The organism is Sphingorhabdus sp. YGSMI21 (assembly GCF_002776575.1).
Classification (GTDB): domain Bacteria; phylum Pseudomonadota; class Alphaproteobacteria; order Sphingomonadales; family Sphingomonadaceae; genus Parasphingorhabdus.
In genome coordinates this window covers 123271-143065 of sequence record NZ_CP022549.1, presented here as the reverse complement: position 1 = coordinate 143065, position 19795 = coordinate 123271, and the positions used below count along the sequence as shown (strand labels likewise).

The window sequence follows — 19795 nt, the reverse complement described above, 5'->3', positions numbered from 1 at the left end:
GAATTTGCCAATATCATTGTGACACGTGGAGAAGGCTTGCCGGCGAGTAATCTGCGCCGCCAAGCAATGGATTGCTATTGATGTTGGCCATTGCGGTCTGTTCGCCCGTTCCAATTCCCGCTCCGAGCGCGGTCACGACCATCACTGCCGCCAACAGACTTTTCTGGCGCGAAAGTCGGCGACTATTCATTTCACCAATGCGTAGCCAGACATTATTGTCAAATCCATCGTCGATGGCCAATGCTGCGTGAGGCAAAGCAGAGTTCAGGCTGGCAAGCATCTCATCTAGTTTGTTGTCAGATAGCGGCATAAACATGCTCCTGTTTGAGTGATCTGACTACTAATACGCAAGCTGCACCGCTTTGCCCTCAAAATTATTTTTGAGGGTTGGGCAATATAACTGCGTATTAGTGGTTAGTCACAAGCAAGGAACCAAAAAATGCCCAGGACCAAATTTTTTCGTTTGACCCTCGCCGCCGCCGCAACGCTCGCGGCAACACCGCTTTTTGCGCACCCGAGTCTGGTTACAGCCAAGCCAGCGGCCAATGCGACAGTAGCACCAACAAATAAAATTGATCTGGTCTTTGATGAGAAGATCATGCCTGCAAACACCCGCATGCAACTAATGATGACATCAATGCCCGGTATGGCCGGGCACGCCCCGATGAAGATGCCAATGTCGGTGATGATGGGCAAGGACGGCAAGTCGGTGATGGTGATGATGAAGAAACCTCTTACGACCGGCGGCTATGAGCTGCGCTGGATGGCATCGGGCGACGACAAGGAAGTCGTCAGCGGCAAATATGCATTCAAGGTAAAGTGATCGGGTCGCAACCGATACTCCGGGTGCGCGCCCCCTGAGCGCACCCGGAGACTATGGTTGGAAACGGCATCGCAAGATTGCCACTATTATTAGCAACAAAAATAATCGATTTTGGACCAGGAGGGTTGAGATGCTGACACAGAGATTTCGTACTTTAACGCTGTGCATTGCTTTCGCACTAGCCTCGTTTAGCGGGCCAGTACTTGCACATGGTGATCCGACCGAAATGGGCGCTGGCCCCGGAACGAGCGACCAGCATCATAAGGAAGCAATGGGAAGCGACGTCGCACAAAGTGCCGAAATGCAGGGCATGATGGATGAGGGAACCATGCCGATGATGCCCGATGGCTCCGCTCCTGCCGCGCCCGAAAGTGACCATATGGGCGGGATGAGTGATGATCATGGCGGCATGATGGAGCATGACGAAGCAGAAGATAATAGCAATAAGAGCTTTGGCGAGCGTTTGTTCATCTGGCTTGGCAAATTGCATATCGTGGTGATCCATTTTCCAATCGCCATGATCGTCGCCGCGTTTGCAGCCGAAGCGTTTGGTGTTGCGCGGAATAAGCCTGACTGGCGTTCAGCAGCGCGGATCATGCTCGTGATCGGGGCGCTGGGAGCGGTTGCAGCCGCCTTTTTGGGCTGGTTCGCAGGCGGCTTCTATCTTTATGACCGCAACCTTATCCTCACCACGCATCGCTATCTCGGTATGACCGTCGCAATCGGAGCAGTGCTACTGGCATGGGCCGGACTACGGCGTTTCGACCATAATGTTAGCGAGGAAAAAATATTTGCTGGATTGCTGGGGCTCTTGACGATCGGTGTGCTCGTACAAGCGTTTTTGGGTGGCACATTTATGCATGGCGGTCTCAGCCATATGAACTTTTGAATGCACCAAGCTCTCTTGGAGCGGTGGCAAATTAACCATTAAAGGAATGAAAAAATGTCCAATTATTTCCGCAAACTGAAAACAAAGCCACTCTTGGCGTCGGCGCTGCTTTCCTTCCTCGCTGCCTGTACGACGGCTGCACAAGCCTCGCCGCTTGTTATGTTCCGTGACCCTGGCTGCGGCTGCTGCGAGAAGTGGGCGGAACATATTGAGACCAATATGCGGCAGGACGTTGAAACGCGAAATACTCAGAATATGGCCGCCGTGAAAGATACGAACGTGATTCCGCAAGCCTTGCGGTCCTGCCACACTATGATTGTCGAAGGCTATGTGATCGAAGGGCATGTTCCGGCGAAGGAAATCGCGCGATTGCTCCGCGAGAAGCCGGAGAATATCAGAGGCCTAGCAGTTGCTGGAATGCCGGTCGGTTCACCGGGGATGGAATATCAGAATCAAACGCAGCCTTATCAGGTTATTGCTTTTGGAAGCAATGGCCCAACTGTTTTTGCCTCTTACAACTAGGGTTTTTAACAAGAAAGGAAATATCATGAGAAAAATGGCAACTGCACTCGGAGCCCTCGTTCTCCTTTATGGAGGATCTGCACTCGCTCATGAGCATAAAGCCGACGCGTCCTCTGATCAGAAATGCCGAATGATGAAGGACGGCAAGGCGATGGACGGCATGATGATGAAGGATGCCGATGGCAAAATGACCTGCCAGATGATGGATCATTCGAAAATGGACCACTCAAAAATAGACCATAGCAAGATGGACACCAGCAAAGCTAAACCAGAGTAGGGTCGCAGGGCGGGTCCGGAGCCTCATGGGCTCCGGACCTGTTTCTATTTTCCCATTTTGCCGAACAAGCTGATAAGCTCGGCGATTTTCTGCTTTTGATCAGCCTTGTCGCCAGAGGTGAGGGCATCTTGCACGCAATGATTGGTATGAGTTTCCAGTATTTTCATTTTGGTGGCACGCAATGCGGCCTCCACAGCAGAAAATTGCTGAAGAATGTCAATACAGTAACGATCATTCTCCATCATTTTGGCAATTCCGCGGACTTGCCCCTCAATGCGGTGCATCCGGCTAATTTCTTTAGTGAATTTCTCTGTCATATTTTTCTTATGCCTCATTTTAGTATGCTTGCAATCAAAAGGCTCTTCGCAAATTTCAATATCTGGGATTGACTTATACACTATACCCCACTATAGTATTATTATCAATAGAAAGATGGAGGTTAAAATGTCCAATATCTCAACGGGTAAGCAAATTTTCATTTGGGGATGGACGCTGAGTCTGTTCTTGCTTGTCAGCTATCTGATTTGTATCGGCTTTGGCGTGCTAGCCCCACAGTGGGCGCATATGCATGAGGCTTGGGCGCCTTTGCTTCCAGGATTTGAATGGCTAAGCTGGCCCGGCTTTATAGCAGGCGCAGTCGGAAGCTTTGCCTATGGTTGGTATATTGCAATTTTGGTGATTCCGATCAAAAAATGGATCGCTAGCAAGTTGATACAGGAATAGTGGCTGTGGCTCCTCCCTCCCCTGATGGCCTTGAAGGCCATGACCACAGCCATGACGGCTCTACAGATCATGTCACCGACCCCGTCTGCGGCATGACTGTAGAGCCGGATAAAACCGAGCATCATGCACGTCATGATGCTCGGGATTATCATTTCTGTTCTGCAGGATGCAAAACCAAATTTGTCGCCGACCCCGAGCACTATCTGACCGGACAGCATCGCGAAGCGCAGGACGACGTGCCAGCAGGCACAATCTACACCTGCCCGATGCATCCGGAAATCCGGCAAGAGGGTCCCGGTTCCTGTCCGATTTGCGGGATGGCATTGGAACCGGAGACATTTAGCCTCGAAAGCGGGCCTGATCCTGAATATATTGATATGCGCCGGCGCTTTTGGGTCAGCGCGATATTTTCCATTCCCCTCTTCATATACGCGATGGGCGATCTCATTCCGGGCAGACCGTTTGAGGGTTTGTTTGAACCGAGGATGGCTCAGTGGTTGCAGTTTTTGCTGGCAACGCCGGTAGTCCTCTGGGGAGCATGGCCTTTCTTCGTTCGCGGTGTCCAGTCAGTCAAAACCATGAACCTCAACATGTTTACGCTGATCGGTCTGGGGGTAGCTGTTGCCTATATATTCAGCGTAGTCGCAACCTTTTTGCCTAATATCTTCCCCGACGCGTTTCGCGGGCACGATGGCGGCGTTGCTGTCTATTACGAAGCCGCAGCAGTCATCACGACTTTGGTCCTATTGGGGCAAGTGCTGGAACTGAAAGCACGCGGACAGACATCAAGTGCGTTGCGCGCACTGCTGGAACTGGCACCGCCAATTGCACTGCGCGTTAGCGCGGATGGCTCGGAAGAAGAAATATCTCTCGATCAAGTGCAGTCTGGCGACAGCCTTCGCGTCCGTCCGGGCGACAAAATACCCGTCGATGGCACCATCGCCAAAGGATCGAGCACGATTGATCAATCTATGATCACGGGCGAACCAATCCCGGTTGCCAAAGCCGAAGGCGATGATGTCACCGGCGGCACAGTCAACCAGACTGGCAGCTTTGTCATGACCGCAGAGCGCGTGGGTAAAGACACGCTGCTTGCCAAGATCGTCCAGATGGTTGCCGAAGCGCAGCGCAGCCGCGCGCCCATCCAGAAACTCGCTGATACGGTCGCGGGCCTGTTCGTGCCCGCTGTGGTTCTGATTGCTATTGCCACATTCATCATATGGTCCATCTGGGGCCCTCATCCCGCGCTGGCTTACGGCTTGGTCAATGCGGTCGCAGTCCTCATCATCGCTTGCCCTTGTGCACTTGGCCTTGCCACTCCGATGTCGATCATGGTTGGCACCGGCAAAGGCGCGCAAAATGGCATCTTGATCAAGAACGCAGAAGCGCTGGAAACCCTGGAAAAGATAGACACAATCGTGGTCGACAAAACCGGCACACTGACCGAGGGCAAGCCCAAACTGGTCTCGGTCGAACCGGAGAAAGGTTTTGATGGCGATGAAATGTTGGCGCTTGTGGCCGCAATCGAAATGGCGAGTGAACACCCGCTGGCAGCTGCGATTATAAGTGGCGCCAAGGAAAAGGGCTTGTCGTTCCAGGCTGCAAGTGATTTTCAGTCAGTGACAGGAGAAGGCGTTGAAGCCATCGTTGAAGACAAGCGCGTCGCCATCGGCAATGAAAAAATGATGGACCGGCTTGGTGCCACTAGCGCGGACCTGATTGCCAAGGCGCAGGACGGCCGATCGCAGGGACAAACGGTGATGTTTGTGGCCGTTGACGGCAAGCCAGCTGGCCTGATTGGTGTCGCCGATCCGATCAAACCGACCACGACAGAGGCAATCAAAGCGCTGCATAGAGCCAATATTCGCGTCGTGATGCTGACTGGCGATGCCGAAGCCACTGCGCAAGCCGTTGGCAAGATGATTGGTATCGATGAAATTCACGCCAATGTCTCGCCTGAAGACAAACATCGCGTGATCAGCGAATTGCAGGCTGCAGGTAAAAGGGTCGCGATGGCAGGAGATGGGATCAACGACGCTCCTGCGCTCGCCAAGGCCGATGTAGGCATTGCGATGGGTACCGGAACGGACGTCGCGATGGAAAGCGCCGGGATCACGCTGGTCAAGGGTGATCTGGGCGGCATCGCCAAGGCGCGCCATCTCAGCAAGTTGACGATGGGCAATATTCGGCAGAACCTGTTCTTTGCCTTCATCTATAATGGTCTTGGTGTGCCAGTTGCTGCTGGTGTCCTCTATCCCTGGTTCGGAATATTGCTGAGCCCAATGATCGCAGCCGCGGCCATGAGCTTTTCGTCCGTTTCAGTGATCGGCAACGCACTTCGTTTGCGCAATAAAGTTTTGTGACCTGAGATGGTAACCGAAACCTACACCCCGCCATTGGGCTACAAAATTCTCACTCCCCTCTATGATCTCGTGATCCGATATTTGACGCGGGAAAGCGCATGGCGTGCCGCGCTGGTGAAGCAGATCAATCCGCTCCCAGGCGACAGGGTATTGGATGTGGGATGCGGGACAGGAAGCTTGCTAGCTGTTTTGGCGGAGCAGTGCCCAGAAGCGGATTTCATCGGGCTTGACCCAGATATCGACGCGCTCAAACGCGCATCCAAAAAATTACATAGTCCTAATGTTCGATTGATCCCGGGGTTTTTATCTAAAGAAGCTTTGCCCAAAGGCTGGCAGCCTACAAAGATAACATCCAGTTTGATGTTTCATCAGGTGGCGCTCGAAAAAAAGAACGAGATAGCCGAAATCATGCGCAGCCTGCTCATGCCCGGCGGAGAACTCCACATTGCAGATTATGCAATGCAGAAGTCACTACTGATGCGCGCTGCCTTTCGAATGACGGTCCAGCAGTTGGATGGTGTCGAAGATACGAGGCACAATGCTGAGGGTATATTGGAAAGAATATTGGTGGCACCTGGATATTTGACGGAAAAAACACAAAGTTTCGCGACAGCAACGGGTTCCATTTCATTATTTAAAGCCGAGTTTGTCGCTTCATGAAATTTGACACCGAGGTTCATATCGCTACCTTCGGATTTTTCACATCCTTCATTTGGGAAATCCTGCAAATGCCATTCTTTGATATGGGATCGGCAGGTTATTGGGAAAGAACGCTGGGCTGTACCCGGGCAACATTTGGAGACGTTGGGATATTGTTGCTCGCCTACACGGTAGTTTCAATATTAGCGCGGAACCGCCACTGGATGCATTATCCAAAGTATTGGATGATCGGTATCTATCTGCTGACTGGGCTGGGAATTACGGTGATTATTGAAGCTATGGCCACCAGCGTGCCGCGTGAATGGGATTGGGGCTGGCGATATAGCGAACTCATGCCTGTGGTGCCCGGCACGAACATAGGCCTCGTTCCCATCCTTATGTGGATATTCGTTCCATTGATCACGCTTTGGTTTGCAAGGCGTCAACCGCAGCCATGACTTCCGCACATCTCAAAGGCGAAATAAATGCAAAACAGTTCGTATAACAAAAATAGTCTGACGCTGGCGGGAACGGTAGCCATGGGTACCGGCGTCATGATCGGTGCAGGAATTTTTGCACTGACGGGTCAGATTGCCGAACTATCCGGGCCGCTCTTCCCGCTTGCCTTCCTTATTGGCGCTATAATCAGCGGGTTCAGCGCCTATACCTATATCAAAGTATCCAATAAATATCCGTCAGCGGGCGGTATCGCGATGATTCTCAAGAAATCCTATGGACCATCCACCGTCACGGGTGCTGCGGCTTTGATGATGGCATTTTCGATGATCATCAACGAAAGCCTGGTTGCGAGAACTTTCGGGACTTATACGCTTCAATTGTTCGATATAGGCCGTGATTCCGTGCTGGTTTCGATATTGGCAATAGGACTGATTGTCTTCGCATTTATCGTCAACATCGCCGGTAACAGGATTATCGGCGCGATATCTGGGATCACCGCGATTCTAAAAATCGGCGGAATATTGATTTTTTCTCTCACCATTCTTTGGGCAGCCGGCTTCACATTTGAGTTTTCGCAAAACACGCCAAGCGAAGCAACTTCGCCGACTGGCTTTATTGCCGGTATTGCACTGGCAATATTAGCGTTCAAGGGATTCACTACGATCACGAATAGCGGCGGTGAGGTCGTGGATCCCAAGAAAAATGTCGGCCGCGCTATCATGATCTCGCTGGGGATCTGTTTGCTCGTCTATATGACGGTGGCGCTCGCGGTCGGATCGACGTTGAGCATAAGTGAAATTGCCGCTGCCAAAGATTATGCACTGGCAGAGGCGGCGCGTCCTGCTTTTGGTGACTATGGCGTGTGGTTCACCGTTGCCGTGGCGATCATTGCAACCGCATCGGGTCTCCTTGCCAGTGTCTTCGCCGTATCACGCATGCTCGCAATGCTCACAGACATGAACCTCATCCCGCACCGCCATTTTGGCATGCCAGGTGACATTCAAAAGCACACGCTTGTCTTCACTGTTATCGCCGCAGGTCTATTGGCTGCATTTTTTGATCTTAGTCGGATAGCATCCCTGGGGGCGATATTTTATCTGGTCATGGACATAGTGATTCATTGGGGCGTGTATCGCTATCTCAGGGATGATGTCGGCGCAAAAGCATGGATTTTACTTGGCGCGATCATTCTGGATTTGATCGTACTGGGAGCATTCCTGACCATGAAAGCAACTAGTGATCCAATGATCATTGCAATTTCTTTCGTTGGCATTGCCGGGTTTTTCGTTTTCGAGAGATATTATTTGTCTAGCCGCCGGAGTGGCAACGAGACGGACACCGGCATGGAGGGGCATTCGCATTGAGCTTGGTAATTTTTCTTGGTTTACTGATGTTTGGCATAACTGGATTTATCCACTTTCAGGTTATTCACCGAACCCATCAATGGCTTAAATCAACAAGTTTCGGTAAAACCCGTAAACTGGTGATTGGACTTTATGCTGCAGCCATCGCCCATATTTCGGAAGCTGGCCTTTACGCTATTGCATTTGTAGCTGGATCTAGTGCTGGTCTTGGAGGCTTTAAGCCGACGGATATCTCATCAATGGAAATTTTCTATTTCTCATTGGTGAATTATACCTCCCTTGGTCTTGGTGATATTTTTCCAACCGGTCATTTGCGATTTTTGGCGGGTATAGAATCTTTGAACGGCTTTTTGCTAATAAGCTGTTCCGCCTCACTGATTTTCATATTGATGACCGAAACCGAGACTAGTCCGGCATAATAGTTGAAACAAAGCTCGGTGAACAAGCGCTTTTGTATGATTCAAAAAGGCATGGTAAAATTTCCACGATAACCAGCCGGATTAAACGGCGGCTTCCTTTGTTGGCTCTAACGGCGTTAGCCCTATATGCGCCGTTTTTTTGCACTTCAAGCCGGACAACTCACGATGGCAAAAGCAGTCGAGCTAGCCACGCCTGCGTTTGAAGCCCAATCGCTCATAGTTGAAGCGAAGCAAAGAGCTGCAACTGCCGCCAAGCCACTTTGCGATCCGAAACTCAGCGTTGATATTTTGGATCGGTGAATTGCAAGTCTGGCCGCAGGCGGCAGCGGATACTGGCTCGGCAGGGGCGAGGCAGACGATAGCAGTGAAATGGAGAATGCGGAAGTAAGGTTGAGGTCCTTTTTTATTGTGATCCAATGTTCTCCCAGCAAAAATTGGAAAAGCTAGCCAAGTCTCCGTTCATGGACATGCAGCTTCTTCTAAAGTATGCTGATGAAGCTGGTGATGAAAATGCCGGAGCGCAGGCGTGATAATCGACCCCAGGATTGTGCAAGACTTAGGTATCCGCATCTTTTGAATGATGAAATACTGGGTTTGCCCGAAACTTATCAAAGCAGCGTGAAGAGCAGAAATAATGTATTAAGCCGTGGTGCTCACGTACGTATCTGCGGTCGCAGTGCTCATCCCGCAGACGGGATCGGTGGCGGTTTCGCTTGGACTGGTTTTGCCGGTATAATCGATGAGGTTGTCGGCCATCTCGATTCACTCATTACGAGCACTCCTTCGAGTTACTATACAGGGATCCAAAGCGATATGCGGCACCAATATAACAAAGCTCGTTAAGCCTTTTCCGGCTACGGCAGACAGATTTTGTTATGACTTCAGATATTTTATGAGCGCGAAGATACCAAGTATTATGAGCCCAATTGACCCTATCCAAAATACGCCCATTCCTATCATAATCATGGGGCTACCCATTATCCCATCGCAAGTCATCATCTCCTTTATAAATTATGTGCTCGGGATTAAAGAATTGGGAGCTCGCGCCGCACTGCCTTGCGGCACGACGCGAGGCGCCCGTCACTGCTTGGCGATCGCGGTCAGTTCGCCGCCCCCGCCTTCTGTCGTGCGAAATTCAAAGGTGACGCGGTCGCCGACCGCCACCTTCCGCATGCTCTCGTCATCTGCAGAAAATGCCATCGTCATCGCAGGCCAGCCGACTGCAGCGATCGGTCCGTGGTCGATCGTGATCTTGCCGTCTGCCTCGTCGATCTCGGTGACCGAGCCTTCGCCGCTTCCAGCCTGTCCTGCCGCAGGGGACTCCATCATCGGCATGTCATCGGACATAGGCATGTTGTCGACATCCGCCATATTGTCAGTCATCATCGTTCCAGCTGGCTCGGACGTTTCTTGGTCATTACTGCACGCCGCAAGTGCGAGCGGAGCGGCCAACAGGGTCAGGTAGTTTGTAGTACGCATTTTTCATCTCCTTCAGGTTTTGCCGGTTTTTCCGGACGGGGTCGCCGCAACAAAAAATATGCGGCGGGTAATACGAACATGGACAGCAGCGGGGCAGTGATCATCCCGCCGATCATCGGCGCAGCAATTCGGCTCATTACTTCCGAACCCGCGCCGGTGCCAATGAGAATCGGGAACAGGCCTGCCAGGATTACGGCAACAGTCATTGCCTTTGGCCGAACGCGCAGGAGCGCGCCTTCACGGATTGCCTGGTCGACTTGCTCCGCATCCGGATCGGTACGCTGTTCGAGCGCCGCCTTCAGATAGATCAGCATGATCACGCCGAACTCGGCAGAAACACCGGCAAGAGCAATGAAACCCACCGCCGTGGCGACTGACTGGTTGTATCCGAGCCAGTAGAGCAGCCAGAAGCCGCCGGTCAGGGCGAAAGGCAACGTCCCCATGATTAACAGCGCTTCGTCGAAGCGGCGGAAGATCAGATAGAGCAACAGAAAGATAGTGGCCAAAGTCGCCGGGATGACGATTTTCATGCGTTCCGCTGCGCGGCTAAGATATTCGAACTGTCCAGCGTAAGAAAGGCTGACGCCAGGTGGAAGGTTGACGTCGGCGGCAATCGCATCTTGTAGATCGCTCACAACCGACGTCAGATCACGGTCGCGAACATCGACATAGACGTAGCTGGTAGGCCGGCCCTGCTCGCTTTTGAGCATCGGCGGCCCGCTGCTGACCTTGATCTGCGCTACGGTGCCAAGCGTAATCTGCTGGCCAGAAGGCGTCAGGACGGGAAGCGCGCGCAATTCGCCAACGCTGTCCCGTATTTCACGGGGGTAACGCACATTGACCGGATAACGCGCCAGTCCTTCGACGGTTCGCGCTACATTCGCGCCGCCGATTGCGCCCGACACAATTATCTGCACATCGTCTATAGTGAGTCCGTATCGCGCGGCAGCGAGGCGGTCAATGTCGACATCAATGTAACGGCCACCTGTCAGACGTTCTGCCAGTGCGGAACTTACACCGGGCACGGTTTTGGCCACCCTCTCGATACCTTGAGCCACCTTGTCGATATCAGCCAAGCTCTCACCGAAGACCTTTACTCCGATCGGACTTTTTATTCCTGTTGCGAGCATGTCGATCCGGTTGCGGATCGGCGGGACCCAGATATTCGCTAGTCCCGGCACCCTCACGGTGCGGTCGAGTTCCTCAACCAATTTATCGGGAGTCATTCCTTCGCGCCATTCCTCGCGCGGTTTGAACCGGATGGTTGTCTCGAACATCGTCAGCGGCGCGGGATCGGTCGCGGTATCCGCTCGCCCGGCCTTGCCGAACACGGTCTCCACTTCGGGAACCGATTTGATTAGGCGGTCGGTACGCTGAAGTAGCGCAGATGCCTGGCCCGGCGAAAGGCCGGGCAGGGCACTCGGCATATAGAGCAGATCGCCCTCGTCCAATGGGGGCAAGAATTCCCCGCCCAGTTGAGACAAGGGTATGAGGGTCGTGAGAAAGATCGCACCTGCGATGGCCAATGTGGCTTTCGGCCACCGCATGACCCAGTCGAGCCCCGGTCGGTAGGCCCACGTCAGCCCGCGATTGATTGGGTTTTTGTCTTCGGACGGTATTTTTCCGCGGATCAGCCAGCCCATCAGTACCGGCACAAGTGTAACCGATAAAATCGCCGCCCCTGCCATTGCGTATGTCTTGGTGAAAGCAAGCGGCGCGAACAGCCGTCCTTCCTGCGCCTGCAAGGTGAACACGGGGATGAAGGAAAAGGTAATGATCAGAAGACTGAAAAACAGTGCCGGGCCCACTTCCTTCGCGGCGTCCGCTATTACCTTCCACCGCTCCTGACCGACCAGTTTGCGGTCGGGATGGTCGTGCGCCCATCGTTCCAGATGTTTGTGCGCATTCTCGACCATCACAATCGCGGCATCCACCATCGCTCCCACAGCAATGGCAATTCCGCCGAGCGACATGATATTGGCGTTCACGCCTTGGAAGCGCATAATGATGAAGGCGGCGAGGACGCCCAGTGGCAGCGTGACGATAGCTACCAGAGCAGAACGTACATGCCAGAGGAACAGCGCGCAAACCAGGCCGACAACGATGAATTCCTCGATTAGCTTAGTTGTCAGGTTTTCCACCGAAGCGTCAATCAGCTGGGCACGGTTGTAAGTCGTGACGACCTCAACCCCTTTTGGCAGGCTCGCCTGAAGCTGCTTGAGCTTGGCTTCGACCGCTGTGATCGCGCTGCGCGCATCGGCGCCTTGGCGAAGGATCACCACACCGCCCGCGACCTCGCCTTCGCCATTGAGTTCGGCGATGCCGCGCCTAAGTTCGGGACCAATTTGAATGGTGGCAACGTCTCCGAGAGTCACGGGAACGCCCGCACCGGCGACGCTCAGGGGAATGCTGCGAAAGTCGGCCAATTTGCTGAGATAGCCTGAGGAGCGAACCATATATTCGGCCTCGCCCATCTCGACGATCGATCCTCCAGATTCCCTATTGGATGCGCGGACCGCCTTGACTATTTCGGCGTGGGTGACGCCAAGTGAAGCCATACGGTAGGGGTCGAGCACGACCTGATATTGCTTGACCATGCCGCCGATGCTGGCGACCTCTGCAATCCCCGGGACCGTTTTTAACTCATAACGTAAAAACCAGTCCTGAAGGCTTCGCAGGCCGGCAAGATCGTTTCCGCCGGTGCGATCAACCAATGCGTATTCGTAGATCCAGCCGACTCCGGTCGCATCCGGGCCGAGCGCGCTTGAAACCCCTTCGGGTAGTTGCCCCTGCACCTGATTGAGATATTCAAGAACGCGCGAGCGCGCCCAGTAAAGATCGGTCCCGTCTTCGAAGATCACATAGACATAGCTATCCCCAAAAAATGAATAACCGCGGACAGTCTTGGCACCGGGGACCGACAACATGGTCGTCGCCAGCGGATAAGTGACCTGATCCTCAACCAGGCGCGGCGCTTGCCCTGGATAGTTGGATCGGATGACCACCTGTACATCCGAAAGGTCGGGTATTGCATCGACCGGCGTGGTCCGCACGGCCCAGTAGCCTGCCAGAGAGAGGACGAGCGCGGCCAGCACGACGAAAAAGCGATTGGCGATAGAACCATCGATAATGCGCGCGATCATTGGCCGCTCTTCCGGATCGACACGATTTGGGCCCCAGAATCGTTTTGTATGAAGGTGAATTTTACCCGGTCTCCGCGCTTGAACCCGCGTAGCTGCGCAGCGCTGCTGGTGGAGAAGGCCATTGTCATCGCGGGCCAGTCGAGCTGCGGAACGGGTCCGTGCTTCAGCGTGACAGATCTCGCGGCGATCTTTTCGATTGTGCCGGTGGCGCTGAAAGTGGCGGGCTTTTTGTCATCAGCTCCTTGCTGCGCGCCAGCATCTTTGCCCGGAGCCTCCTCAATAGACCGGACGTCGAGACCGGAAAGACTGGCTTCGGAATCGATCAGAAACTGGCCAGAGGTCACGACCTTGTCGCCCGGCGCAAGGCCCGCAAGGACCTCGGTTCGGCCGGCTGCCTCGCGCCCGATGCGGACCTCGGCGGGCGTGAAGCCTCCCTTGTCCTGCCTGAGCATCACGATCGTTCTGCGCCCCGTGCGAATGACGGCTTCGGAGGGGACCAGCAGCGCGCGCCGCGTGTCGGGAGTGAGCGAAACCCGCGCGAACATACCCGGCTTGAGCTTACCTCCAGGATTGGGCAGCTGCGCCCGCACGGTCACCGTGCGGCTCGCATCCTGCGCGCTCGGCAGCACCGCAATGATGCGACCGACAAACCGTTCCTCAGGGTATGCCGTAAGCATTGCGTTGACGGGCTGACCGACACGGACATTGGCAATCTGTGTTTCCGGGACCGCCGCCTCGAGCCAGATCGGCGAGAAACCGGTAATTTCCGCCAACATCTGCCCGGCCATCACGGTCATGCCGGGACGAACGCCGAGCGATGTGATGGCACCGCCGATCGGCGCGGTGACGGTGATCGTCGATTGCGCCCGCCGACTTCGCCCGACTGAGGAGATCAGGCCGGGCGACATGCCGAGCAGGCGCATGCGTTCACGCATGGCGCGAGCGAGCGCTTCGTCGCCGCTGTTCAGCACCGCCAGATATTCCTGCTGCGCGCCGCCCCATTCCGGTACCAGAATGTCGACCAGCGGTGCGCCGCGACCGACAACATCGTCGGGCGCGCGGCCATAGGTTCGTTGGACAAAGCCGCCCGCCCTGGGCTGGACGATCGCGACGTCCCGCCCGTTGTAGGCGAGAACGCCGGTGACGGTCACTTCCGGTTCGAGGACGCCATATTCGGCTTCAGCGGTTTTGATTCCGAAATTCTGGACGAGCGTCGGATCGATACTGACCCCGCTGCTCGCTCCGGCTTCCTCGCCCGCACATTTCGCAATCAGTTGCATGTCCATGAACGGCGATTTGCCAGGCTCATCGAAGCGCTGGCCCGGCACCATCGGATCGTACCAGTAGAGGACATTTTCGCACTCGGCACTGGAGGCACCGCCATTGCTATTGGTTTCGTTCCCACCTTGCCCGAGTTGTGAAAGCCCGTAGCCAGCGATTGCGCTGATTAGTGCTACCGTTGCCGCCATCGTCCAGGATTTCTGGCGCGGCGACAGTTTATCCCATGCGGCTCCCATTGCGGCTCTCATAGGTCGTGCTCCCTGTAAGTAAGTCGTAAATTGGCAGCCGCTTCCACGGTCGCTTCCTCGCGCTTGAGTATTTCGATCTGGAGAAGGGCCAAGGCCTTGATCGCCTCGATGACATCCAGAAGCTCGGCGCGGCCCGCTGCAAAGCTGGCCCTTTCGAGCTCGGCCCGGCTACGTGCCAGAGGTAGCAATTCTTCAGTGGCACGTTGCCACTGGCGGTGTGCGCTGCGCCAGGCGGCAAGGTCGCCCTCAAATTGGGCCTCCAGCTCGCGCAGGCGATCCGCTTGGATAGATTGCGCTGCAAAGGCATCGGCTTCTGCGGCGGCAATCCTCGGATTTTGTCTTTTACCGGAGAAAATGGGAAGCGTTATCGAGCCCATGACCGATACGACATCGCCGAAGGCAGGATCGCGCCGCCCATAGCTCACGTTGACTCCGAAATCAGGGCGCTTTTCCGATCGGGCGAGATCAGTCCTCGCCTCGGCTTGACGGACCTGTGCGATCGCGAGGATGATTTCCGGATTATGTTTCAGGGTCGCCCGGAGACGCTCTACATCGACATCGGTTGGAGGAACGGACCCCGAGGCGGTCGCGTTTTCAACAGTGATATAGCGCGCCAGCATCGCTTGTGCCGCTTCACGGTCGGCTTCGAGGCGCGTCCGCACATCCTCGACATCCAGCACTGCTCGACGGATCTCCAAGCTTTCGCCCGGACGGGCCGAACCGGAAGCGACAGCGCTTCGGGCTAAGGGAACGAGCGTTTCAATCTGTCCAAGCGCTTCATCAGCAACCTTCAGGGCTTGTTGGGAATAAGCGAGCGAAATCCAGGCTTTTCCTGCGCCGAGACGCGCCATATACTGTATTTGGCTCAATTTCGCTGCGGCAAGGTCGATGTCTGCGGCAGCGATTCCCGTCCGGGCGTGCCGCTTAGCAAGGTTGGGAATTTCCTGCTCGACCCCGACCTGGATCTGAGTGGGGAGCTGACGATCCAGCTGGAACGCTGCAGGCCCGCTGACCGGCAGGTTCTGGACTCCTGCACGTAGTCTGGGGTCGGGAAGTTCGTCTGCGGCATCGGCAACCTGGCGGCGGGCGTCAAGCTGCAATTCGCGCGCCCGTACTTGTGGTTGATCGCTGACGGCCGATCTTAAGGCTTCTTCGTATCCAACCGATTGGGCGTAGCTTGCTGGTGCGAGAGCCAGCAAGACCGGAAGCGCAGTCCAAAATGCACATTTCATAATTTGTATTTTCCGCTAAAGGACGGGGCATGGGCAGAACGAACGAACGGCGCGAGATGCGCAGAGCGATTCGCTTAGCTTCAGGCTTGCAGGGTTTTCCCCCTGCCTATATTCAGAGCTGCGTTTGCGGAGGCGGAGGTTCAGGTCCTAGTCGATTGACAGCCAGCGAGAACTCGGTGAACTCGCCAAACTGCGACGGCATGGCTGTATCTAAATATTCGGCAGACGCATCAGCGGCCATGGCCAGTGGGGGGATACAGCCGAGCGCCACCAAACAATCCATGCGCAGGTTCTTGCACGGCCCTTGTTGGTCATCTGAAGAAGTGGTCGATGAGTTTTTCATGCGCATCTCATCACATGGACCGTCGATCATCGCAGCGACCTGGGGGCGCGCAGAGGCATAGGCTGCCGACTGCACGAGGAGCCCGCAGGCGATCAGGATGAGTCCAAAGGAGCGCAGAATATGCATTACGCCGTCTTATGCGCCTGACCGGGCTCTGACAAGCCCCTTGGCATTATCCTTTTAAAATTCAACATTCTCAGTGGACTCCTATGGTCAATGAGGGCGGTGCAAGCCACCAGTCGCAATAGATATAGAGGTCCTGCCCCGCAGTGTTACTGCGGGGCAGGTAGAGGGACGGGCCAATTTGGGAGCTTGTCGTTATAATGCGAAGCCTTAGCCTGCTTCCGGGCTAGACATCTGATCCTGCTTTTTCTTCATCATCTCTTTGCAGTTGCGCATCATATCCATCATTTGCGCGCGCATTTCAGGATCATTCATCATGGCCATCATGCCGGACATATCTCCTTTCATGCCGGGCATGTCACCCTGCATGGCACCACGCTCCCGGTTTTGCGAATTCTCTTTCGCGCTGGGACGGTGTTCAACCTTGGGCTGTGCAATCGCTGCTGTGGCAAGACCGGCCGTTGCCAGGGTGCCGAGGGCAGCTAATTTTAGATTGTTCATTACAAATATCCTTTCGTTTGATTGGTAGGGGTTGGTCTCACGTTATATTGCACGCCGTTAGAGAGCACACACGGGCTGTTTGTTCATGATCCCTGTGAAGAATTGCCCTTGCGCATGCAGATCGCGAGCATGAGCAGGCAAGGCAGTACATAGAGAAAGGGAAGTATCGCGGCGAATCCCAGCCACATCGAGCCCAGTATGAGACCGGCTGCTGTCAAGACCGCAACAAGGGCGAGCAGCCACTTGCGGCGCTTGCCGAAGGCTGTGGCGCAAGTTCCACTCGTTTCTGTCCTGGCCGCTTGACCAGCCGAAGGGTGCGTGCACCAATGCTCGGGACGAGTTAGTATCCATCGCTTCTCTATTCTCCGAATCAATCAATGACCGAAATATAAGGGTTCCCATGATGGGAAGGTCAAGAGCTTTGTGAACTTTATTGTGACTATCCCCTCAACGGATTTGCATTCCCATCATGGGAAGCTTATGAGTGCGGTCATGAGACATTACCACACGATCGGCGAGGCTGCTGGAACGACCGGCGTTTCGGCCAAGATGATCCGCCACTATGAGAAGATCAGGCTTATCATGCCCGCGGAACGAACCGGCGCCGGTTATCGGCTCTACGATCCTGCCGATATCCATAAGCTGCGCTTTATCCGCCGAGCCCGCAATCTGGGCTTTTCGATTGACGAAATCAAAGAGTTGCTCGGTCTTTGGCAGGATGAGAAGCGGGCCAGCAAGGATGTTCGACACGTTGCCGACAGCCATCTAGTCGCTCTGCGGAACAAGGCGGCGGAAATTCACTCGATGATCGATGCTCTTGAGCATCTCCTCGAAGGGTGTACAAACGATGATCGTCCCGACTGTCCCATTCTCAAGGGCCTGGCCAGTGATGCCACTTCTACCCGTTCTAAGAATGTCGGTCACAAATTTGGATACGAGCGTATCTGCTAGGATCGTTTGCGGCAGTCAATAGCGCTTGTAGACGCTTTTGGCGCCGTCCGGAGCGACAGCCGTAATTGTCCAAGTACCGGATTTCGGACCGCCCATTCCCGGCGAACCGGTAGGCATTCCTGGCAGCGTGATCCCCAAAATATCGGGGCGTTCTTTCAAAAGACGGTCGACGCTTGCGACAGGGACATGCCCGTCCACAAAATATCCCCCGATGAGCATCGTGTGGCAGCCTTCGAGCCCGGCCGGTACGCCTTGGCGTTCCTTGATGAGGGCGAGGTCATGGGTCGCCACCATTTTAACCGGATATCCGTTGGCCTCGAGATAGGCTCCGTAACTCTCGCAGCAGCTGCATTGCGGGTTTTTGAAAATCGTGGCGAGCGGCTTTGCCTCTTGGGCCGATGCGAGTGTGGGAATTGCCATAAACGCAGCCAGAACTGCAGTAATCTTGAGAAGTAAGTTCATCAAATTTCCTTTCATATTAATTTACCCGAATTGTGGCCATCATCCCAGCAGCCTGATGCTCGAGGATGTGGCAATGGAACATCCAATCGCCCGGATTGTCGGCGACAAATGCGATCTCGACGCGTTCCTGCGGAGACATCAGCACGGTATCCTGCCACTCGCGATATTGCGTGGGATTGCCATTGCGGGACAATACCCGGAAGCTGTGGCCATGCAGGTGAATCGGGTGCCACCATGCGGTGTCGTTTATCATGTCAAGAACGAGGGTCCGGCCCTGCGGGGTCGTTATAATGGGGTCATGGACATGGCCAGTTGCCGAAACACCATTGACCGTCCAGCCCATCATGCCTCCCGACATCATTCTCGAACCGCTTTTCCGCCCACTCATCATACCCATCATCCCGCCACCAAATCGGATCTCGTGACGATCTGAATTGGCGAGATTGGGTTCAGCGAGTGGGTTCGGTGACAGCGAGACTGCGTGTTGCAAGGGCGCGCTGCGTATCGAGGTGCCCGTATAAACAAGCTCGTTGAGGCTGTATTCCAGACCCGAGTAGAAAACATCGCGGATTTCATGCCGGGTAGCAGATGCTTCGGTAAGGTCGAGGATTAGATCAACGCGCATCGCTGGCCCCAGCAACAGCGGTCCGGACGGCGTGTGTGGTTTGACGGGCTGTCCATCGAGCGCTATAATAACGGGCTCGATGTCTGAGAAATCGAGTCCGAAGATCCGCGCATTGGCGGCGTTCACCAACCTGAGCCTGATCCGTTCGTTCGGACGCACCTCCAGGGGCTTTGGTGGTTTTGCGTTGATGGTGATCGTGTTGCCGATTCGGCCCCCCATCATCGCATCGTGCCGGCTACCGAAGCCTCCGCTAATTTCTCCGCTATCACTCATCCGCCAGTCGTCCAGCACCCAGGTAATATCACGGTCGACTTGCGGTGGGCCAACCTCCTCGATGATTAGGGGCCCGTAAAGCCCGCGTCCAACCTGCTCGAAACTGCGCTGGTGCGGATGATACCAGAAGGTACCTGCATCAGCCGGGGTAAATTCATATAGGAAGGCTTGCCCCGGTTCGACGGGATCCTGCGTCAGATGCGGCACACCATCCATCGCATTGGGCACACGCAGCCCGTGCCAATGAATGGTTGTTCCCTCATCGAGATTGTTTTTAAGAAGCGCTTTGAAAGGCTGCCCTTGCCGGACTCTGATTTCGGGTCCGGGCACTAAGCCGTTGTAACCCCAGACAGGAACTTGTGGCAACCGCTCGCCCATTAGCGATGCAAGGGTTTTCCCCGCTTCGAGAACGAGTTCATTTTGACCAGCCTTGGCACCTACAGATCCTCTGGTGCCCGCTCCAAGGATTACCGCGGTTCCCGCACCGATCGCCACAACGCCGGATCCAGCGAGCACGGCTCGCCGATCCTGTCTGCGGCATAGGGGAAATTCTCCAAAATCGTTTTCAGTTGCAGCTCGCCCAGAAGTATAGGGCTTCCCATCATTGGAAGGTCAACCCCCCCGACGAGCCATTTTAAAATTGAAAAATTATGAGG

Annotated in this window: 23 protein-coding genes; 13 read left to right on the top strand and 10 right to left on the bottom strand. The window is 54.8% G+C overall.

Annotation, left to right across the window (positions count from 1 at the left end):
- Positions 1–13: 13 nt before the first annotated feature.
- Entirely contained in the window at positions 14–310 is a 297-nt protein-coding gene (locus CHN51_RS19210) for a hypothetical protein (protein ID WP_100095862.1), read from the bottom strand.
- A gap of 129 nt (positions 311–439) precedes the next feature.
- Here CHN51_RS19210 and CHN51_RS19205 point away from each other — a divergent pair, with 129 nt between their 5' ends.
- The 4 genes from CHN51_RS19205 to CHN51_RS19190 all read left to right on the top strand — a co-directional run bounded on the left by CHN51_RS19205 (position 440) and on the right by CHN51_RS19190 (position 2511).
- Positions 440–823 carry a copper resistance protein CopC gene (locus CHN51_RS19205; RefSeq protein ID WP_100095861.1) on the top strand — a complete coding sequence of 128 codons (384 nt, stop codon included), beginning with the start codon at positions 440–442 and terminating at the stop codon, positions 821–823.
- Positions 824–953: 130 nt separating this feature from the next.
- A complete protein-coding gene (locus CHN51_RS19200; RefSeq protein ID WP_240616982.1) occupies positions 954–1712 on the top strand; it encodes a DUF2231 domain-containing protein in 759 nt (252 codons plus the stop codon).
- A gap of 54 nt (positions 1713–1766) precedes the next feature.
- Entirely contained in the window at positions 1767–2234 is a 468-nt protein-coding gene (locus tag CHN51_RS19195) for a DUF411 domain-containing protein (protein ID WP_100095860.1), read from the top strand.
- A 25-nt stretch (positions 2235–2259) separates the two neighbouring features.
- Positions 2260–2511, top strand: a complete 252-nt coding sequence (locus CHN51_RS19190) for a hypothetical protein (protein WP_100095859.1) — start codon at positions 2260–2262, stop codon at positions 2509–2511.
- Positions 2512–2555: 44 nt separating this feature from the next.
- On the opposite strand, the gene CHN51_RS19185 is transcribed toward CHN51_RS19190, so the two are convergent.
- Entirely contained in the window at positions 2556–2828 is a 273-nt protein-coding gene (locus CHN51_RS19185) for a metal-sensitive transcriptional regulator (protein WP_100095911.1), read from the bottom strand.
- Positions 2829–2955: 127 nt separating this feature from the next.
- Between CHN51_RS19185 and CHN51_RS19180 the strand changes: the two genes are divergently transcribed.
- From CHN51_RS19180 to CHN51_RS19650, 8 genes are all read left to right on the top strand, one after another.
- A complete protein-coding gene (locus CHN51_RS19180) occupies positions 2956–3234 on the top strand; it encodes a hypothetical protein (RefSeq protein ID WP_100095858.1) in 279 nt (92 codons plus the stop codon).
- 92 nt (positions 3235–3326) lie between these two features.
- Positions 3327–5597: a heavy metal translocating P-type ATPase gene (locus tag CHN51_RS19175; RefSeq protein WP_100095857.1), complete on the top strand. Its 2271-nt coding sequence runs from the start codon at positions 3327–3329 to the stop codon at positions 5595–5597.
- A 6-nt stretch (positions 5598–5603) separates the two neighbouring features.
- A complete protein-coding gene (locus tag CHN51_RS19170) occupies positions 5604–6257 on the top strand; it encodes a class I SAM-dependent methyltransferase (RefSeq protein ID WP_100095856.1) in 654 nt (217 codons plus the stop codon).
- A complete protein-coding gene (locus tag CHN51_RS19165; protein ID WP_100095855.1) occupies positions 6254–6694 on the top strand; it encodes a hypothetical protein in 441 nt (146 codons plus the stop codon). Before CHN51_RS19170 ends, CHN51_RS19165 begins: the two co-directional genes overlap by 4 nt.
- A 27-nt stretch (positions 6695–6721) precedes the next feature.
- Positions 6722–8059, top strand: a complete 1338-nt coding sequence (locus CHN51_RS19160; protein WP_100095854.1) for an APC family permease — start codon at positions 6722–6724, stop codon at positions 8057–8059.
- A complete protein-coding gene (locus CHN51_RS19155; RefSeq protein WP_240616981.1) occupies positions 8056–8478 on the top strand; it encodes an ion channel in 423 nt (140 codons plus the stop codon). Before CHN51_RS19160 ends, CHN51_RS19155 begins: the two co-directional genes overlap by 4 nt.
- A 126-nt stretch (positions 8479–8604) precedes the next feature.
- Complete coding sequence (locus CHN51_RS19895) at positions 8605–8778, top strand: hypothetical protein (RefSeq protein WP_164089312.1); 174 nt, start codon at positions 8605–8607, stop codon at positions 8776–8778.
- A 192-nt stretch (positions 8779–8970) separates the two neighbouring features.
- Positions 8971–9321 carry a hypothetical protein gene (locus CHN51_RS19650; RefSeq protein WP_123906377.1) on the top strand — a complete coding sequence of 117 codons (351 nt, stop codon included), beginning with the start codon at positions 8971–8973 and terminating at the stop codon, positions 9319–9321.
- 237 nt (positions 9322–9558) lie between these two features.
- Here CHN51_RS19650 and CHN51_RS19150 read toward each other — a convergent pair whose 3' ends face one another.
- The 6 genes from CHN51_RS19150 to CHN51_RS19125 all read right to left on the bottom strand — a co-directional run bounded on the left by CHN51_RS19150 (position 9559) and on the right by CHN51_RS19125 (position 16828).
- On the bottom strand, positions 9559–9957 hold the full coding sequence (locus tag CHN51_RS19150; protein WP_240616980.1) for a copper-binding protein: 399 nt from the start codon (positions 9955–9957) through the stop codon (positions 9559–9561).
- Entirely contained in the window at positions 9936–13100 is a 3165-nt protein-coding gene (locus CHN51_RS19145; protein ID WP_100095852.1) for an efflux RND transporter permease subunit, read from the bottom strand. The genes CHN51_RS19150 and CHN51_RS19145 overlap by 22 nt, the downstream gene beginning before the upstream one ends.
- Positions 13097–14617 carry an efflux RND transporter periplasmic adaptor subunit gene (locus tag CHN51_RS19140; RefSeq protein ID WP_100095851.1) on the bottom strand — a complete coding sequence of 507 codons (1521 nt, stop codon included), beginning with the start codon at positions 14615–14617 and terminating at the stop codon, positions 13097–13099. Before CHN51_RS19140 ends, CHN51_RS19145 begins: the two co-directional genes overlap by 4 nt.
- Before the next feature lie 8 nt (positions 14618–14625).
- On the bottom strand, positions 14626–15729 hold the full coding sequence (locus tag CHN51_RS19135) for a TolC family protein (RefSeq protein WP_240616979.1): 1104 nt from the start codon (positions 15727–15729) through the stop codon (positions 14626–14628).
- A gap of 244 nt (positions 15730–15973) precedes the next feature.
- Complete coding sequence (locus tag CHN51_RS19130) at positions 15974–16330, bottom strand: hypothetical protein (RefSeq protein WP_100095849.1); 357 nt, start codon at positions 16328–16330, stop codon at positions 15974–15976.
- A 207-nt stretch (positions 16331–16537) separates the two neighbouring features.
- The gene (locus tag CHN51_RS19125) at positions 16538–16828 is read right to left on the bottom strand and encodes a hypothetical protein (RefSeq protein WP_100095848.1); all 291 of its coding nucleotides are present in this window, start codon (positions 16826–16828) and stop codon (positions 16538–16540) included.
- Positions 16829–17308: 480 nt separating this feature from the next.
- Between CHN51_RS19125 and CHN51_RS19120 the strand changes: the two genes are divergently transcribed.
- Positions 17309–17779 carry a Cu(I)-responsive transcriptional regulator gene (locus CHN51_RS19120; protein WP_240616978.1) on the top strand — a complete coding sequence of 157 codons (471 nt, stop codon included), beginning with the start codon at positions 17309–17311 and terminating at the stop codon, positions 17777–17779.
- Positions 17780–17794: 15 nt separating this feature from the next.
- Here CHN51_RS19120 and CHN51_RS19115 read toward each other — a convergent pair whose 3' ends face one another.
- Positions 17795–18241, bottom strand: a complete 447-nt coding sequence (locus tag CHN51_RS19115; protein WP_100095846.1) for a DUF411 domain-containing protein — start codon at positions 18239–18241, stop codon at positions 17795–17797.
- Positions 18242–18257: 16 nt separating this feature from the next.
- Positions 18258–19634 carry a multicopper oxidase family protein gene (locus CHN51_RS19110; RefSeq protein WP_240616977.1) on the bottom strand — a complete coding sequence of 459 codons (1377 nt, stop codon included), beginning with the start codon at positions 19632–19634 and terminating at the stop codon, positions 18258–18260.
- Positions 19635–19795 lie beyond the last annotated feature (161 nt).

What these genes read in the sequence shown, in the direction of transcription:
- CHN51_RS19125 (WP_100095848.1), bottom strand. Translation starts at nt 16,828, where the DNA reads ATGAACAATCTAAAATTAGCTGCCCTCGGCACCCTGGCAACGGCCGGT.
- CHN51_RS19895 (WP_164089312.1), top strand. Translation starts at nt 8,605, where the DNA reads ATGCGCCGTTTTTTTGCACTTCAAGCCGGACAACTCACGATGGCAAAA.
- CHN51_RS19170 (WP_100095856.1), top strand. Translation starts at nt 5,604, where the DNA reads ATGGTAACCGAAACCTACACCCCGCCATTGGGCTACAAAATTCTCACT.
- CHN51_RS19150 (WP_240616980.1), bottom strand. Translation starts at nt 9,957, where the DNA reads ATGCGTACTACAAACTACCTGACCCTGTTGGCCGCTCCGCTCGCACTT.
- CHN51_RS19190 (WP_100095859.1), top strand. Translation starts at nt 2,260, where the DNA reads ATGAGAAAAATGGCAACTGCACTCGGAGCCCTCGTTCTCCTTTATGGA.
- CHN51_RS19140 (WP_100095851.1), bottom strand. Translation starts at nt 14,617, where the DNA reads ATGGGAGCCGCATGGGATAAACTGTCGCCGCGCCAGAAATCCTGGACG.
- CHN51_RS19130 (WP_100095849.1), bottom strand. Translation starts at nt 16,330, where the DNA reads ATGCATATTCTGCGCTCCTTTGGACTCATCCTGATCGCCTGCGGGCTC.
- CHN51_RS19185 (WP_100095911.1), bottom strand. Translation starts at nt 2,828, where the DNA reads ATGACAGAGAAATTCACTAAAGAAATTAGCCGGATGCACCGCATTGAG.
- CHN51_RS19205 (WP_100095861.1), top strand. Translation starts at nt 440, where the DNA reads ATGCCCAGGACCAAATTTTTTCGTTTGACCCTCGCCGCCGCCGCAACG.
- CHN51_RS19195 (WP_100095860.1), top strand. Translation starts at nt 1,767, where the DNA reads ATGTCCAATTATTTCCGCAAACTGAAAACAAAGCCACTCTTGGCGTCG.
- CHN51_RS19165 (WP_100095855.1), top strand. Translation starts at nt 6,254, where the DNA reads ATGAAATTTGACACCGAGGTTCATATCGCTACCTTCGGATTTTTCACA.
- CHN51_RS19200 (WP_240616982.1), top strand. Translation starts at nt 954, where the DNA reads ATGCTGACACAGAGATTTCGTACTTTAACGCTGTGCATTGCTTTCGCA.
- CHN51_RS19650 (WP_123906377.1), top strand. Translation starts at nt 8,971, where the DNA reads ATGAAGCTGGTGATGAAAATGCCGGAGCGCAGGCGTGATAATCGACCC.
- CHN51_RS19180 (WP_100095858.1), top strand. Translation starts at nt 2,956, where the DNA reads ATGTCCAATATCTCAACGGGTAAGCAAATTTTCATTTGGGGATGGACG.
- CHN51_RS19175 (WP_100095857.1), top strand. Translation starts at nt 3,327, where the DNA reads ATGACTGTAGAGCCGGATAAAACCGAGCATCATGCACGTCATGATGCT.
- CHN51_RS19115 (WP_100095846.1), bottom strand. Translation starts at nt 18,241, where the DNA reads ATGAACTTACTTCTCAAGATTACTGCAGTTCTGGCTGCGTTTATGGCA.
- CHN51_RS19160 (WP_100095854.1), top strand. Translation starts at nt 6,722, where the DNA reads ATGCAAAACAGTTCGTATAACAAAAATAGTCTGACGCTGGCGGGAACG.
- CHN51_RS19145 (WP_100095852.1), bottom strand. Translation starts at nt 13,100, where the DNA reads ATGATCGCGCGCATTATCGATGGTTCTATCGCCAATCGCTTTTTCGTC.
- CHN51_RS19120 (WP_240616978.1), top strand. Translation starts at nt 17,309, where the DNA reads ATGAGTGCGGTCATGAGACATTACCACACGATCGGCGAGGCTGCTGGA.
- CHN51_RS19210 (WP_100095862.1), bottom strand. Translation starts at nt 310, where the DNA reads ATGCCGCTATCTGACAACAAACTAGATGAGATGCTTGCCAGCCTGAAC.